The sequence below is a fragment of the Chitinophaga polysaccharea genome, assembly GCF_902150045.1.
Classification (GTDB): Bacteria; Bacteroidota; Bacteroidia; order Chitinophagales; family Chitinophagaceae; genus Chitinophaga; species Chitinophaga polysaccharea_A.
The window spans coordinates 1,614,535-1,631,058 of the sequence record NZ_CABFVU010000001.1 but is presented as its reverse complement, the minus strand read 5'-3'; the positions used below and the strand labels follow the sequence as shown (position 1 = coordinate 1,631,058).

The following is a 16,524-nucleotide window of genomic DNA, read 5'->3' as shown; positions in this document are numbered from 1 at the left end:
AAATCGTAGTTTTTGTTTAACTGTTGATCGGACACTATTTTCTTTTTTGACGCCGTGTAGCGCATCATGCACGGGTGATAAAAACTAATGCTTTGTATTTATTGAAAATTAACCTGCTGTAAAAATGAAATGCAGCGGGAACGGGTTCTGTATGCAAAGTTGTGACTGTTCAATAAGGTGACAGATAGATAGGAATCCTTATTTACTAACAATTTTTCTTAAACGTTTCCCTTAAATCACGTTATGAAAAAGCAATTTTACCAGGCACTCGCTGCACTATGCGGCCTCTTGTTGCTATTAGCCGGCAACAATGTATCAGCACAAACAAAAGTTACGGGTAAAGTAACCGACAAAGCCTCCGGCAATGCGCTGCCAGGCGTTACCGTGTTTGTGAAAGGCAGCAACCGGGGTACTGCCACAGATCCTTCCGGAACCTTTTCCCTTATGGCCAAATCAGGTGAAACACTCGTGTTCTCCTTCGTAGGTTATGATCCGCTGGAAACAGTGATAGGACCCGGTCCGGTAAGCGTTTCCCTAAGCGAAAAAGTAGGCTCGCTGGAAGAAGTAGTGGTAACCGGTTATGCCAGCCAGAAAAAGAAAGACCTTACCGGTTCGGTATCCATTGTAAAAGTGGAAAACCTCACCAAACAACCTACCTCCCAGATAGCCAATCAGCTGCAGGGCCAGGTATCGGGTGTTACTATTCTCGGCTCAGGCCAGCCGGGCCAGGAACCACAGGTGAAGATCCGTGGTGTAAACACCTTTGGAAACAATACACCATTATATGTGGTAGATGGAGTGCCCATCTCCAATCTTACTGATGTAAATCCCAACGATGTACAAACCATGCAGGTACTGAAAGATGCAGGCGCTGCCTCCATCTATGGTGCCCGTGCTGCCAACGGCGTTATCATCATCACTACCAAAAGAGGAACCGGTAAAGTAAAGGTGTCCTACGATGGCTACTATGGTACACAACGTCCTAAAAGCGGAAATGTATGGAACATCCTCAGTCCGCAGGAACAAGCCAACCTGAAATGGATGGCTATTGCCAATACTACTCCCAATCCTGTATATAATGATGAACAATACGGCTCTGGCGCAACACCACGCCTGCCTGATTATATCGCTCCGCAGGGCGCAATGGAAGGTGACCCCGGCACTGATCCATCTACCTATTTCGTAAATCCGAATTATAAAGTAGCCAGTGATGTGGATGCGTTCCACCGTATCGTAAAGGCCAATAAATCAGGTACCGACTGGTTCCACGAAATATTTAAACCAGCCCCCATCACAAGCCACAATATTTCAGTAGCAGGTGGCGGCGATATTGGCAGCTACTTCTTCTCGTTTTACTACTTTAACCAACAGGGTACTTTAACCAACACCTACAATAAACGTTATGCAGTTCGTGCCAACAGTACCTATAACATCACCAACAAGATACGTGTAGGTGAAAACCTGGAATATTCCCTCATCAATAACCCGCAGATCGGCGCCCTCACTGAAGGTAGTGGTATTGGTATGGCTTTCCGCGAAATGCCTATCATCCCTGTACATGATATTAAAGGGAATTACGCAGGTAGCTTCGGTAAAGGTTTGGGTAATGCCCGTAATCCCGTGGCCATCCAGGACCGTTTTGGTACCACCAAAACACTGGCCAACCGCCTGTTAGGTAATGTGTTTGCTGAGGCAGACATCCTGAATCATTTCACCCTCCGCACCAGCTTCGGTGGTGAAATCTATTCCTTCAATAATCATAGCTTTACTTTACCCGAATACGAAAACGCTGAAAACAATAAAGTGAATTCGTATACAGAAAATTCAGGAACCGGTTACGATTGGACCTGGACCAACACCCTCACCTATCATCAGAACTTTGACAAGGTACACGACCTCAAAGTACTGATAGGTACAGAAGCATTTGATAACCAAGGCAGTACTGTTGGTGGATCTAACCTTGATTATTTCACCTTCGATCCTGATTTCACCAACCTCAGTACTGGTTTCGGCACACCTACCAACTACAGCGGCCGTTTCTCTGATGGATTATTCTCCCTGTTCGCAAGGGTCGACTATTCCTATAAAGACCGCTACTTATTGGGCGCACTGATCCGTCGCGATGGTTCCTCCAGGTTCGGTTCTTCTAACAGGTATGGTAACTTCCCCGCAGTAAGTGCTGCATGGCGACTTACACAGGAAGAATTCATGAAAGGTATCAGCTGGCTCTCCGATTTGAAGATCCGCGGAGGCTGGGGTATTATGGGTAACCAGATCAACGTAGACCCGCAGAACTCTTTCACTGCTTATGGGTTTCATAAAGGAAATTCTTTCTACGATCTGAAAGGTACCGGTAACACCATCATGCAGGGTTTCTACCGCACCCGTATCGGTAACCCCGATGCAAAATGGGAAAGCAATGTGAACGCCAATATCGGTATAGATGCGACCCTCTTCAAAGGCGCCCTGGAAATAACGGCAGACTACTACCGTAAGGATGTAAGGGATTTGCTGTATAACCCTGAATTACCCGGCGTTTACGGTATCGCCAACGCTCCTTATGTGAATGTGGCCCAAATGAAAAATAAAGGGTTCGACTTCTCCGCTACGGCTAACCTGAATCTTACCAAAGATCTTAAACTGGACCTGAACGGTAACTTCACCACCTATAATAATGAGATCGTTAGAATATCCGACGCTGCTCCCTATTTCGACCAGGAGCAACGCCGGTTCAACGGTACCTTCATTATCCGTAATGCTATCGGACAATCCATTAGCGAATTCTTTGGTTATAAGGTAGATGGATTCTGGAACAGCCAGGCTGAAATTGATGCAGCGAACGAGGCCACCCGGAAACAGTATAACAACAACTCACTGGTATATCAGACAGACACCAAACCAGGCCGCTTCAAATATGCCGATGTGAACGGAGACGGAAGGATCACAGAGGCCGACCGTACTTACCTCGGTAATCCTAACCCAAAATTCAGCTATGGCCTGAATATCGGGCTTACCTATAAAGCCTGGGATTTCAGCATGTTCCTATATGGTGTACAGGGCAACAAGATCTGGAACCAGGTGAAATGGTGGACTGATTTCTATCCTTCCTTCGAAGGTGCAAAAAGCAAAACAGCACTGTATGATTCCTGGCTGCCAACCCGTCAGAATGCGAAAGCGCCTATCCAGGAAACATCTCCGTCTTTCAGCACCTCCAACGTACCCAACTCCTACTTCGTTGAAAACGGTTCTTACCTGCGTGCAAAAAATATGATGCTGGGATACACTATCCCAAGTAATGTGCTCAGTAGAGTAGGTATCACAAAATTCAGGGTTTATGCGCAGGCGGCTAACCTGTTTACCATCACCAAATACTCAGGTATAGATCCTGAAATTACTGGTGGCACCAGCAACTTCGGCGTAGATGAAGGAGCTTATCCTAATCAGCGTCAGTATCTGCTTGGTGTGAATGTAACATTCTGATAATTTTTTCCTGAAAAGCAAAATTGAGAAAAATGAAAACATTACGATATTTAAGTGTATCTCTTGCGTTGACAATAGGAATCAGTGCTTGCAGCAAGAATTTCCTGGAACGTGGACCACTTGGCTCCCTCAGTGAAGAAATAGTGCCCACTAAAGATGGTGTCAATTATTTACTGATAGGCGCCTACGCCTCGCTCGACGGACAGCAAACTGCCCAGGCTGCCCTTGGTGGTGGCGGCCCCTGGGAAGCTTCCCCTACCAACTGGATCTATGGAAGTGTAGCCGGTGGCGATGCCCATAAAGGCAGCTTCAGTGGTGACCAGCCAGGCATTGATCCCATCGCAAAATTTACAACAGATCCAAGCAATGGTTTTTTTAATACCAAATGGAGAGCGGTATATGAAGGGGTAATCCGTTGTAACACTGTGCTGGCAAAACTCCCGATTGTAACAGACATGACCGCCGCCCAAAAAACTGAGGTGGAAGCCGAAGCCCGCTTCTTGCGCGGTCACTACTATTTTGAACTGAAAAAAATGTTCAATAAAGTACCTTATATCTCAGATACTACCCTGGAAGTGCGTGTTAAAAATGATAAAGATATCTGGCCCTTTATTGAAGCCGATTTTAAATTCGCCACAGATAACCTGCCAGCTACACAAAGCGACGTAGCAAGGGCAAATAAATGGGCGGCTCAGATCTACCTGGCCAAAACATATCTCTACCAGAAAAAGTACGCGGAAGCAATGCCGCTGTTCGACCAGGCTATCGCATCAGGCGTTACTTCCAATGGTTTGAAGTATGCGCTCACAGCCAGGTTCGAAGACAACTTCGATGCCGCCACAAAGAATAACTCTGAATCTGTATTCGCCATCCAGATGACGGCAAATGATGGTACCAACACCATTGCCAATGCGAACCAGGGCGAAATGCTCAACTTCCCCTATAACAGCCCATTCGGCTGCTGCGGATTTTATCAGCCTACCCAGGACCTTGTAAACTCTTATCGTACAGACCCCGCTACTGGTCTGCCTAATCTCGATACCTGGAATGCAGACACGGTAAAGAATGATCAGGGCATTGTTTCCTCCAAACCGTTTACACCGGAAACAGGTACGCTGGATCCTCGCCTCGACTGGACCGTTGGCCGCCGTGGAATACCTTATCACGACTGGGGAAATCACCCGGGCGCCGACTGGATCAGGGACCAGGCTTATGCCGGGCCATATGCACCAAAGAAAATGGTATACTGGCAGTTTAACCAGGATAAATACAAAGATGCACACTCCTGGGCGCCAGGATCTGCCATCAATGTATTGCTTATCCGCTTCGCAGATGTAATCCTCATGTCGGCTGAATGCCATGCACAAACCGGCGATCTGCCCGGAGCTACCGCCCTGGTGAACCAGGTCCGCGACAGGATGATTAACCACCCTGAACACTGGCTGCATAAATACCTGGACGACAGCAAACCGATGTTAGGATTTGATCCTACCAAAATGGCTGCTAACTACAAGATAGGCAGGTATACTGCTACCTTCAGCAGCAAAGACCAGGCGCTAAAAGCCATCTATTTTGAACGCAAACTGGAACTGGCCACAGAAGGCCACCGTTTCTTCGATCTCGTACGCTGGGGTATTGCGGATGTGGCCCTGAATGCCTTCATCCAGTATGAATCAGGCATCACCAACGACCTGAAAGGCGGACATTTCACCAAAGGAAAGAATGAATACTTCCCGATCCCACAACGCCAGATCGACATCACTATGATAGGCGGGGTAAGGGTGCTGGATCAGAATCCGAATTACTAACAGCTATATCTGTCGCTTTTTTAATTGTTACGAATGCAGCGGATCTTTTCGCTGCATTCGTTTTTATACAACATTTCGTACTTTACAATGCCCGTTAAAATATTTACTGATGACCAATCAACCAATGAGTAACCGGAATTGTCTCGCTGCCTTATTTTTTATCATCACCAGCTTTGTCATCGGTATCAGTTGCCATACGCCCACTAAGGAAGAAAAAGGAAAAGCACTGGCAGATAAATATTGCTCCGGTTGTCATTTACCCGTAAATGCAGAACTGCTGGATAAAGAAACCTGGCTGAAACATGTATTGCCTGCTATGGCGCCCAAACTGGGCATAAAAGTATGGGGAGAGAATTCCTATTATCCACCCATGCCCGGTGATAAACCGGGGCTGATTTCCATCCAGGATTGGGAGCTGCTGGTGGAGTACTACAAAAATACCGCCCCGGAAAAACTACCGCCTGCAAAAGCGCCGCAGCCGTTGCAACGCGACTGGTCCGTTTTTACTGTGAAGTACCCCGTACTGAAAGATACCATCCCCGTAGCTACCACCATGGTGGCATTTAACCCGGATAACGGCCATCTTATGACCAGCGATGGGCTCACCAATACCCTCACGCAATGGGGCCAGGATTTACAAACCGTTAACATTCGCAGTTTGCCATCTCCCGCTGTTGACATACTCTTTGTAAAGGATACTGCAGGGCAGCAACAGGCCATTCTTACTGAAATTGGTAACATGAGGGCCCTGGATGCGCCTGCTGGCATTATTACCAGCGTGCAGCCCAACGACCCGGAAAGCAGGCAGCACGACCTCATGGCTTTCCTCAAACGGCCTGTACAAACCCTGCAGGCGGATTTTGATAAAGATGGCCTGCCCGATCTGCTGGTATGCGCATTCGGCCATAACCAGGGGGGCCTTTACTGGCTGAAACAGCTGCCGGATCACAGTTACAGGCAGTTGCCTATCCGGGAAGTGCCCGGGGCTATTCACGCAGAAACAGGCGATTTTAACCACGACGGCTATACGGACTTCATGGTATTGTTTGCCGCCGGCGATGAAGGGATCTGGCTATTTGAGAATGATAAGAAAGGAGGCTTCCTATCTACCAACCTGCTGAGATTCCCGCCACTCAATGGTTCTACCAGTTTCCAGCTGGCCGATTTTAATGGTGATGGTAAACCTGATATACTATATACCTGCGGTGATAACGCAGATTTTTCCATGGTGCTTAAACCTTATCACGGAATATTCGTCTACCTCAATGACGGAAATAATAAATACAGGGAAGCCTGGCATTACCCCGTGAATGGCTGTACAAAGGCGGTGGCTGCGGATTTCAATAAAGACGGCAAAACCGATATCGCCTCTATCGCCTTTTTTGCTGATTTCCGGCATCAGCCCGGGGAAAAATTTATTTTCTTTGAAGGTGGAAATAAAGCGCTTACGTTTACGCCCCATTCACCGCCGCTCGACAAAGAAGGCAGATGGATCTGTATGGACGTAAAGGATTATGATCACGATGGCGACCTGGATATTGTACTAGGAAACTACGCACAGGGTTTTATCATACTTGATGATTATAAGCCTGACTGGAAAGAATATCAGCCTTTTATAGTATTGCAAAACAATGTTGCCCGTTAAATGCAACGTAAAAATCGTTTGTTTATTTGGAATGAAAGGAGACAATATGTATCTTACGGCCGTATTTATTGCTACGTGCATTGTTGCTTGTTACAGGTCTAAACTTATAGAGAAGAGCACTCATATATTACAGATCTTTAAAGCACCTTCGTTCTTGATCAGTATTTTCCCAACATATACCTTATTGCATCGTGTCTGCCGTCAGAGACGCCGTGCTGTAAAGATATCCTGATGTATAATCAGGTTTTAGAATGGCGGAAGGAGAGGCAGTAATGCCTCTCTTTTATTTAGATGCCTCCCTATCGTTCAACCATTGATGTGAACGGTTTTATCTTCTTTTTTTGCCATCTATCATAAAAAAGTGGCCCGATTCTGAAAATCCCATTATTACTGGTTAATTTTATTGGGAAATCAGCATTATTAGTTTAAATAGGATATGTCAGTGGCTGAATATGTATACGATCAGGATAAAGTGAGCACGCTGCTTAGCACGGTCATAAGAAACAACGGAAACGAAAAAGCAAATAACTGGCTGCAACAGCGGTTGCAGCTACAACAGCAAACCGGTGCCATCCCGCAGTTTAATCAAACTTTCACAGCTATTCCGCGTTTCACAGGTAAAGAGATGATCCGTATTTCCACAACGGAAAGTGAACAGCTGCAGGCATTGTTGCCTTCATTTTTCGTACAGGGCTGGACGTTAGACCGTCTTGCGAGGGTATGGTGGCTGCTGCAATTGCCGGTAACCAACAAATCTGTGTACCTGGAAGTAGTGGAAAACCTCTTCAACGCGGCGGAAATGAACGAGCTGGCGGCCTTATACAGCGCCCTGCCCCTGCTGCCATGGCCGGAAGAATGGACTGCGCGCACCTCGGAAGGCATCCGTTCCAATATAGGCGTTGTGCAGGAGGCCATTATGCTCCGCAACCCTTACCCGGCAAAATACCTGTCGGAGCCCGCCTGGAACCAACTGGTAATGAAAGCCATTTTTACCGATAAACCACTACACCTGATCATTGGCTTGGACGAAAGAGCCAATGCCGCACTGGCAACGATCCTGGTCGATTTTGCCCATGAAAGATGGGCCGCCGGCCGAACGCTGGATCCTATGCAATGGCGGGTGCTGGTGAACTTTGTAGGAGAAGCCAACTTTGCAGATATCACCCGTGTATGGCATTCTGTGAACAGCACAGAGAAAGAAGCCGCCGCACTGGTGTGCGCCCAATGCCATTATCCACCTGCTAAGGCTTTGCTGGCCACCGACCCGGCATTACAGGCCGAAATTCAGGCCGGTAGCATAACCTGGGATACGCTGGCCCAAAAAATAATTAAATAACCAACAATAAAATTGATCAGATTATGTGCGGAATCCATGATTTAACAGAGAAAGATCTCCAACCACTTACCTATAGCCCCGCTTATCTTAATAAAATAAAAGGCATGCGCTTCTTTGATCCGCATGTACATATGACGGCCCGTACTACAGACGATTACCAGGCAATGGCCGATGCCGGCGTGGTAGCCATTATTGAGCCAGCATTCTGGTTGGGGCAGCCCCGCACAGGTGTTGATACCTTCCGCGATTATTTCAGCAGCCTCCTGGGGTGGGAGCGTTTCCGCGCTTCCCAGTTTGGTATCAAACACTATTGCACCATTGGCCTCAATTCCAAAGAAGCCAATAACGAAAAGCTCGCTGAAGCCGTAATGGAAATATTACCACAGTTCATTTATAAAGAAGGCGTAGTAGGCGTGGGCGAAATCGGTTTCGATGATCAAACCCCCCTGGAAGAAAAATACTACCGCGCCCAGCTGGAACTGGCCAAAGAAGCCGGTTTGCCCGTTCAGATACATACTCCTCACCGGGATAAGAAAAAAGGCACCCAGCGCAGTATGGACATCGCACTGGAGCACGGACTGGAACCTCACATGATCATTGTAGACCATAATAACGAAGAAACAGTCAAAGAAGTACTGGATCGTGGCTTCTGGGCTGCATTTACCATCTATCCTTTTACCAAAATGGGGAATGAGCGCATGGTAGCTGTAGTTAAACAGTACGGAAGTGAGCGTATTATGGTGAACTCCGCTGCCGACTGGGGTATCAGCGATCCCCTGGCCGTTCCTAAAACCGCCGCTTTAATGCACGAAAGTGGTATTGACTCGAATGACATTCATTTGGTAACTTACACCAATGCTGTAAAAGCCTTTGCGCAGAGCGGTCAGATAAACGAAGCGGATTTTGATGTAGCAGCAAATATTGATCAAAGTGAGAAATTTAACGGAAGCTCTATTTTGCGCGGAGGACAACAGCCTCGAATTGATAAAAACACAACCATCATCCGGTAACGGCCTGACAGCTTCGGTTCTGCTGGCAATGAACCATGAAAACCTAATTACACGGTGAGTTATATTGTTAGCAAATTGATCGGATATCTGCGCCTGATGCGACCTGCCAATATCGTAACTGCAATAGCAGATATATTGGCTGGCGTTGCTATTTCGGCCTATTTTATAAATGTTACGTTCAGTACTGTTACGCTGGATCTTATCCTCCCGGTTGTATGCCTTTGCCTTGCAACCATTGGCCTGTATGGCGGCGGTGTTGTTTTTAATGATGTATTTGATGCGGAACTGGATAGCACGGAACGTCCTGAAAGGCCTATTCCCAGCGGGGTTATCACAAAAACACAAGCCGTTATACTCGGCAGCTACCTGCTCCTGGTGGGTGTCCTCGCTGCCTTTTCGGTAGGCCGTCTCACGGGTTATGCCGGATGGCTCGCTATTGGAGTGGCCGCCTCGGCGCTCATTTATGATAAATGGGGAAAACATCATGCCCTGCTCGGCCCGCTGAATATGGGCCTCTGCCGCGGGCTTAATCTTCTCCTGGGCATAAGTATTGTGCCCGGAATGCTGGAAATATACTGGTGGATGGGCTTTATCCCCATTCTCTATATTGCGGCAGTAACCAACATCAGCAGGGGAGAAGTGCACGGGGGCAGTGTTAAAAGTTTACGCCTTACCGCTGCCTGCTATGCAGTGGTATACATTACAATGGGTATCCTGGCCTGCATACATCATCATTTCTGGCCGGCACTCCCGTTTATCCTGCTGTTCATTATTATGATTAATGTACCGCTGTTCAGGGCTATGAAAAACCCTTCCGGGCCAAATATCGGGAAAGCGGTAAAGGGTGGCATCATTGCATTGATTGCTATGAACGCAGCCTGGGTGGCGGCTTTTGCTACCATTCCTTTTGCAATAGCAGTCATACTGCTGTTACCAATATCACTGGTGCTGGGAAAACTTTTTGCCGTTACCTGACAACCGCTGCAGGCATCCGCCCGTTCAATGAAAAGCCGGTCAGGGCTTTATGATAGCCCGGTCCGCTGCCTGTTTGAATACAACAAATAAAAAGTAATATTCTCAGCATTTCTGATTCACTTTTAATCATTACAATAAACAACCCGGCGGGAATAGCTGGAAAAGCGATCCCCCCGCCATCGCAGTGCGTTGACGAAAGCTCAGCATGCAACAAAAGATGTGAAATACAACCGATGTTACAGGGTTAACAACACGGGTATCCCGTGTTTCTTTTCTGGTCAAACAATCTAATCTGGGCTGTGGAACTGTCATTATTTTCCGCAGCGGCATAAAGTGCTGTATTTCTCTTTTAATACACAACAGCAAACGGGATGAATGAAAGGAGGAATGTGCATGCGTATAACCCCGCCTGCCGGAATCGCCTGCCGGTAAGGATTTGACAGGCGCTATACAGAACTACGCAATTTATGAAATAATGGTTTATACTGTAGGGAAAATCCCTTACCTCAGGTTTTTTGCGTACCGGTGAATTGTTCTACCAGCTAACCCAAAAAAACAAGCCCTGTTCCCCTGGACCTTTTTCTTGTGAAAAATCACGTTTTTTCTATGTACTTTTAAAGGCTATAGTTTTTTTTAGTCAGATGATGCGGATTTAGCCATGGAATATATTCAACAAAACTTCGATGTCAACTTCTCTTACGGTGTTTTCTTCAGCAGCAATTTATTCGATCCTGCCAACACCTGTTTAGCTACCTTCCTGGAATCAAAAGCAGAGAGTGCATACGTAAAAAAATTACTGGTGATCCTGGATGGTGGCGTAGCCGCTCACCATCCGGAACTAACCCAACAGATCAATCGTTATTTTCAACAGGTGCGCGGCTTTCAGCTCGCCCCTGAAATTATTACCATCAGTGGCGGGGAAGCTGTAAAAAATGACCTGCCCCTGCTGTTCAGCCTCGTGGATGCCATCGATAAGTATGGTATCGATCGCCACTCTTACGTGATAGGCATTGGCGGAGGATCCCTGCTGGACCTCGTAGGATTTACCGCTGCTATTTCACACCGCGGTGTGAAGCATATCAGGATCCCTACTACCGTGCTGTCGCAAAATGATTCCGGTGTAGGTGTGAAAAACGGTATAAACTATAAAGGGAAGAAAAATTTCCTCGGTTCCTTTGCCCCTCCCGCTGCTGTATTCAATGACCCGGTGTTTTTAACTACGCTTGATCCGCGCGACTGGCGCTCCGGCATGGTGGAAGCCGTGAAAGTAGCGCTGATCAAAGACGCTGCATTCTTCAACAGCATTGAACAGAACGCAATAGCGCTTACCACAGGAGATATGGCAGCCATGCACGACCTGATTTACCGCTGCGCCGAATTGCATATTCAACATATCGGCGGTGCAGGCGATCCGTTTGAAAGCGGCTCCTCACGTCCGCTCGACTTTGGCCACTGGAGCGCACATAAGCTGGAACAGCTCACCAACTTTGAATTGCGCCACGGGGAAGCTGTGTCTATAGGTATTGCGGTAGACAGCGTGTATTCGTTCCTGTTAGGATGGCTGCCCGAAGCTGATATGCATCGCATTCTTACCGTGTTGAAAAATATGAAGCTGCCGGTATGGCATCCGTTGCTGGAAATGCAGGATGGTAAACCTTCTCCGGTAGTAGCCGGATTGGAAGAATTCCGCGAACATCTTGGCGGCCGCTTAACCATTTCCCTGTTGCGCGCAATTGGAAAAGGAGAAGAAGTACATGAAATGGATCTTAACTTATTATACAAGTCAGTAGACATCTGCAAAAATAATCAGTAATGAAAACAGCTGCGGGACATCTTACCTACTGTACAAATATTCATCCCGGCGAAAACTGGGGAGATCATTTTGCACAACTGAAAAAATTTATACCTGCCATTAAACAACAGGTATCGCCGGATCAGCCGTTTGGAATAGGATTGAGACTGGCTAATACCGCCAGCCTGGAACTGAGCAAGGAAGCGGCTTTGAAAGAATTTCAGCAATGGCTGAAAGAAGAGGATTGCTATGTGTTCACGATGAACGGGTTTCCTTATGGCGGCTTTCATAACGTAGTGGTAAAAGACCAGGTACATGCGCCCGACTGGACCAGCGCTGATCGTGTGGCTTATACCATCCGCTTGTTCAGGATCCTGGCAGCGCTGCTGCCGGAAGGAATGGAAGGCGGTATTTCCACTAATCCACTTGGATATAAACACTGGTGCAACCGTTGTGAGGAAGAAAAGAATTCCTACACGGAAAGCGCTACGCTCAATATGCTGCTGGTACTGGAACAACTGGTACGCATACACCGCAGCGGAGGACCGCTGATGCACCTCGATATTGAACCGGAGCCTGATGGCATGATGGAAAATACCAGCGAGTTTATCAACTGGTACTTCAATGACCTGCTGCCTGCCGGTATCCCGTTTGTCAAAGAGAAATTTAATCTGGAAGATGACCAGGCGGCGGCTGATATCATTAAAAAGCATATTCAGCTGTGTTACGATGTTTGTCATTTTGCACTGGTATATGAGGCGCCTCAGCGGGTGATTGAACGGATGCAGCATCACGGCCTGAAGATCGGTAAGCTGCAGATCAGCGCCGCACTGAAAGCCGATATGCCGGCGGATACCGCCGCCCGTAGCGTGGTAACGGATGCATTCCGTAAATTCAATGAGCCCGTCTACCTGCACCAGGTGATCGCAAAAAGAAACGATGGTACTTTTATTCATTATCCCGATCTGCCGGAAGCCCTGGCAGATGAAGGAAATCCGGCCGTAACAGAATGGCGCTCCCATTTTCACGTGCCGGTGTTCCTCGATAAGTTTGAAGTACTGCAATCCACACAGGAAGATATCAGGCAGGTGCTGGCTATACAACGTGAACAGCCTTTTACCACGCACATGGAAGTGGAAACCTATACATGGGACGTATTACCGCCCGCATTAAAACAGGAGATGTCTTTGTCCGTTTCCCGTGAACTGAACTGGATAAGAACGCAACTGTAAGCCATCTTGGAATTGTGCGCCCGGAATTATAGCTTTATGCCGGAATTGCAACGGCGATCGAATTTATGAGAAAGACAGTAGTAATTGATGTAGTAGGGCTCTCCTCTTCTTTGCTGGAGCACCTGCCTTTTTTAAAGGCTTACACCCAACAGCGCCATATGGCCACTGTGATGCCTATGTTACCCGCGGTTACCACGGCGGTACAAAGCACGTACCTTACCGGCGAATGGCCCAGTGAACATGGAATAGTAGGTAATGGCTGGTACGACAGAACCGATGCGGAAGTTAAATTCTGGAAACAATCCAACAAACTGGTGGATGCCCCAAAAATATGGGACCGCGCCAGGAAGCTGGATCCATCCTTTACTGTTTCGCAGATGTGCTGGTGGTACAACATGTATGCGAACGTTGATTACTCACTTACTCCCCGTCCCAATTACCTTTCCGATGGCCGCAAAGTGCCGGATTGCTATACAACCCCGTCGACGCTGCGGGATTACCTGACGGAACAACTGGGCAGGTTCCCGCTGTTTAATTACTGGGGCCCGACTGCCAGCATCAAATCAAGCCAGTGGATTGCAGCTGCATCTATCCTCACCGATAAATTATACGATCCCACCCTCACTTTTATTTACCTGCCTCACCTGGATTACTGCCTGCAGAAATTCGGACAGGACCCGGTAAAAAATGCAAAGGAGCTGGCAGAGATAGACGCTGTATGCAAACAGCTGATCACTTACTACCAGCAAAAGAATTGCGATCCGATCGTATTGTCGGAATATGGTATCACCAATGTGAATAATCCCATTCATCTCAACAGGATACTGAGGAATGAAGGCCTGCTGGCACTGCGCGTGGAAAATGGCCTTGAACTGCTGGATGCAGGAGCCTCAAAAGCCTTCGCCGTGGCAGACCACCAGATCGCGCATATTTATATCAACGATCCTTCCTGCTATAAAAAAGTCCGTACCATCCTGGAAAATGTTCCCGGGGTAGAACTGGTGCTTGACAGGGAAGGCAAACGTCAGCATCACCTGCATCATGCCCGCAGCGGCGATCTCATTGCAGTAGCCGATGCCCGCAGCTGGTTCACCTATTACTACTGGCTGGACGATAACAAAGCCCCCGATTTTGCCAGGATCGTGGATATTTTCCGCAAACCCGGCTACGACCCTGTGGAAATGTTCATGGATCCCGCCGATCCGTTCATCAAGCTGAAAGCGGCAGGAAAATTGCTCAGGAAAAAGCTCGGTTTCCGCTACCTGATGAACGTGATTCCACTGGATGCCACCCTTATCAAAGGCTCTCACGGCAGGCTGGAAGAGAACCCCGGCTACCACCCGGTGGTAATCAGTCCCCAGCCCATTACTACACCACAATTACAGGCAACGGACGTTTACGGTGTAATATGGAAGCAACTCACCGGCGAATAGCTAACTTCCTGGAATACAATCGTTTACCATTTTGCAAGTGATGTAACCGGATAGAAAAACGCCCCATAACTCAATGACAACCAATCAGTAGCCGATCAAGTCCACCTCAGCACCACATAGTCTCTGCATTTACAGCATGCGCTAAGCATATGCCATTCATGTCCAAGACAAACTTCGCGCTCATCAAAAAAACTACACATCCCTGATTTATTTTTCTACATTCATGCAACCGATTGTTTTTATGCACGAAAACGACAATAATATTAACGTTATGGAAAGAAGAGATTTCCTAAAAACCGGTAGCATGGCTGGTTTGGGAGCAGGATTAACTATTCTGAATTTCCCTGTATTCGGGAAAAATGCGCCCAGCAATAAATTAGTGCTGGGAGTAATGGGGGTTAACTCCAGGGGTAACTGGCTGGCCCAATGTGCCGCCAAACTGCCCGGGGCCGAAATAGGCTATGTATGCGATGTGGAAGACGGTGCCATTGCCAAAGGCCTTAAAGCCATTGCAGGCGCACAGGACCGTAAGCCGGAGGTGATCAAAGATATCCGCAAACTGCTGGAACGGAAGGATTTTGATGCGCTCCTGGTGGCAACCCCTGACCACTGGCACGCTCCTGCGGCTATTATGGCCACTGCTGCCGGCAAGCACGTGTACGTGGAAAAGCCCTGCGCCCATAATCCGGGCGAAGGCGAGATCCTGCTGGCGGCTGCAAAGAAGCATAACCGCCTCGTGCAAATGGGTAACCAGCGCCGCTCCTGGCCCAATCTTCAGCAGGCTGTAAAAGAAGTGAAAGAGCAAAACGTGTTGGGCAAAGTGTATTATGGCCGCGGATGGTATGTGAATAACCGTGAGCCTATCGGTATCGGGAAAAAGATCCCGGTTCCTTCCACGCTCGACTGGAACCTGTGGCAGGGACCCGCTCCCCGCCGTGATTACCTGGACAACATTGTTCACTATAACTGGCACTGGCGCTGGCATTGGGGAACCTCCGAAACCTGCAATAACGCCACCCACGAACTAGATTGCCTTCGCTGGTTTATGGATGTGGAATTCCCTACTAAGGTCACTTCTGCAGGCGGCCGTTATGCCTATGCTAAAGACGACTGGGAAACGCCGGACACCCAAACCCTGAACTTCGAATTTGAAGGAAATAAAGCCATCGCCTGGGAAGGACGCAGCTGCAGCCCCTTTAACCTGGAAGGAAGCGGCCGAGGGTTTGCCTTGTTTGGTGAAAACGGCAGCCTGTACAACTCGGGTGGCGACAGCTACAAGCTCATCGATCCGAAAGGGAAAGTGATCAAGGAGGTAAAACAGGCCGCTAATCCCAACCAGAGCGTAACCAACACCGTAAGCCCGGCCGGCGAGTTTTACGACGCCGTGCATATCAACAACTTCCTGGAAAGTATCCGCGGCAATGCCACTCTTAATTCAGAGATCAATATAGGTTATCGCAGTACGCTGCTTTGCCTGCTGGGAAATATTGCGCAACGTACCGGCCGTATCCTTCATACCGATCCATCAAACGGCCATATCCTGAACGATAAGGAAGCCATGAAAATGTGGGATAGGGAGTATGAAAAAGGCTGGGCTCCCAAAGCATAAATAAACATTTTTCTTCCGGGTAATAGGCACAAAAAAATTGGAAAAACACTTTGACTGTTACCCGGAATTCTTATCTTTATCAAACTATAAACCCTTCTCCTATTGGGTTTATAGGCTAACAATAAATATAATAAGTTGTTATCCCCCATAACTTTTAGTTATCACTACTATTAATTACGATCCCCTAATTTTGGTCTACCTGTA

10 protein-coding genes are annotated in these 16,524 nt (G+C 47.7%); all 10 read left to right on the top strand.

Annotation, left to right across the window (positions count from 1 at the left end; genetic code table 11):
• The first annotated feature begins 243 nt into the window (after positions 1-243).
• A complete protein-coding gene (locus tag FN124_RS06555) occupies positions 244-3,480 on the top strand; it encodes a SusC/RagA family TonB-linked outer membrane protein (protein WP_142683941.1) in 3,237 nt (1,078 codons plus the stop codon).
• A 32-nt stretch (positions 3,481-3,512) separates the two neighbouring features.
• The gene (locus FN124_RS06550; protein WP_142683940.1) at positions 3,513-5,288 is read left to right on the top strand and encodes a RagB/SusD family nutrient uptake outer membrane protein; all 1,776 of its coding nucleotides are present in this window, start codon (positions 3,513-3,515) and stop codon (positions 5,286-5,288) included.
• 109 nt (positions 5,289-5,397) lie between these two features.
• Positions 5,398-6,933 (top strand): FG-GAP repeat domain-containing protein, encoded by a 1,536-nt coding sequence (locus FN124_RS06545; RefSeq protein ID WP_221887740.1) that lies wholly within the window; start codon positions 5,398-5,400, stop codon positions 6,931-6,933.
• 436 nt (positions 6,934-7,369) lie between these two features.
• Positions 7,370-8,269 (top strand): EboA domain-containing protein, encoded by a 900-nt coding sequence (locus FN124_RS06540; RefSeq protein WP_142683939.1) that lies wholly within the window; start codon positions 7,370-7,372, stop codon positions 8,267-8,269.
• 23 nt (positions 8,270-8,292) lie between these two features.
• The gene (locus FN124_RS06535; RefSeq protein WP_142683938.1) at positions 8,293-9,279 is read left to right on the top strand and encodes a TatD family hydrolase; all 987 of its coding nucleotides are present in this window, start codon (positions 8,293-8,295) and stop codon (positions 9,277-9,279) included.
• Positions 9,280-9,354: 75 nt separating this feature from the next.
• Positions 9,355-10,254: a UbiA-like protein EboC gene (eboC, locus tag FN124_RS06530; protein WP_260607346.1), complete on the top strand. Its 900-nt coding sequence runs from the start codon at positions 9,355-9,357 to the stop codon at positions 10,252-10,254.
• 658 nt (positions 10,255-10,912) lie between these two features.
• Positions 10,913-12,067 carry a 3-dehydroquinate synthase gene (locus tag FN124_RS06525; protein WP_142683937.1) on the top strand — a complete coding sequence of 385 codons (1,155 nt, stop codon included), beginning with the start codon at positions 10,913-10,915 and terminating at the stop codon, positions 12,065-12,067.
• Positions 12,067-13,278 (top strand): metabolite traffic protein EboE, encoded by a 1,212-nt coding sequence (eboE, locus tag FN124_RS06520; protein WP_142683936.1) that lies wholly within the window; start codon positions 12,067-12,069, stop codon positions 13,276-13,278. The genes FN124_RS06525 and eboE overlap by 1 nt, the downstream gene beginning before the upstream one ends.
• A 65-nt stretch (positions 13,279-13,343) precedes the next feature.
• On the top strand, positions 13,344-14,711 hold the full coding sequence (locus FN124_RS06515; protein WP_142683935.1) for an alkaline phosphatase family protein: 1,368 nt from the start codon (positions 13,344-13,346) through the stop codon (positions 14,709-14,711).
• A gap of 271 nt (positions 14,712-14,982) precedes the next feature.
• Positions 14,983-16,320, top strand: a complete 1,338-nt coding sequence (locus FN124_RS06510) for a Gfo/Idh/MocA family protein (RefSeq protein ID WP_142683934.1) — start codon at positions 14,983-14,985, stop codon at positions 16,318-16,320.
• Positions 16,321-16,524 lie beyond the last annotated feature (204 nt).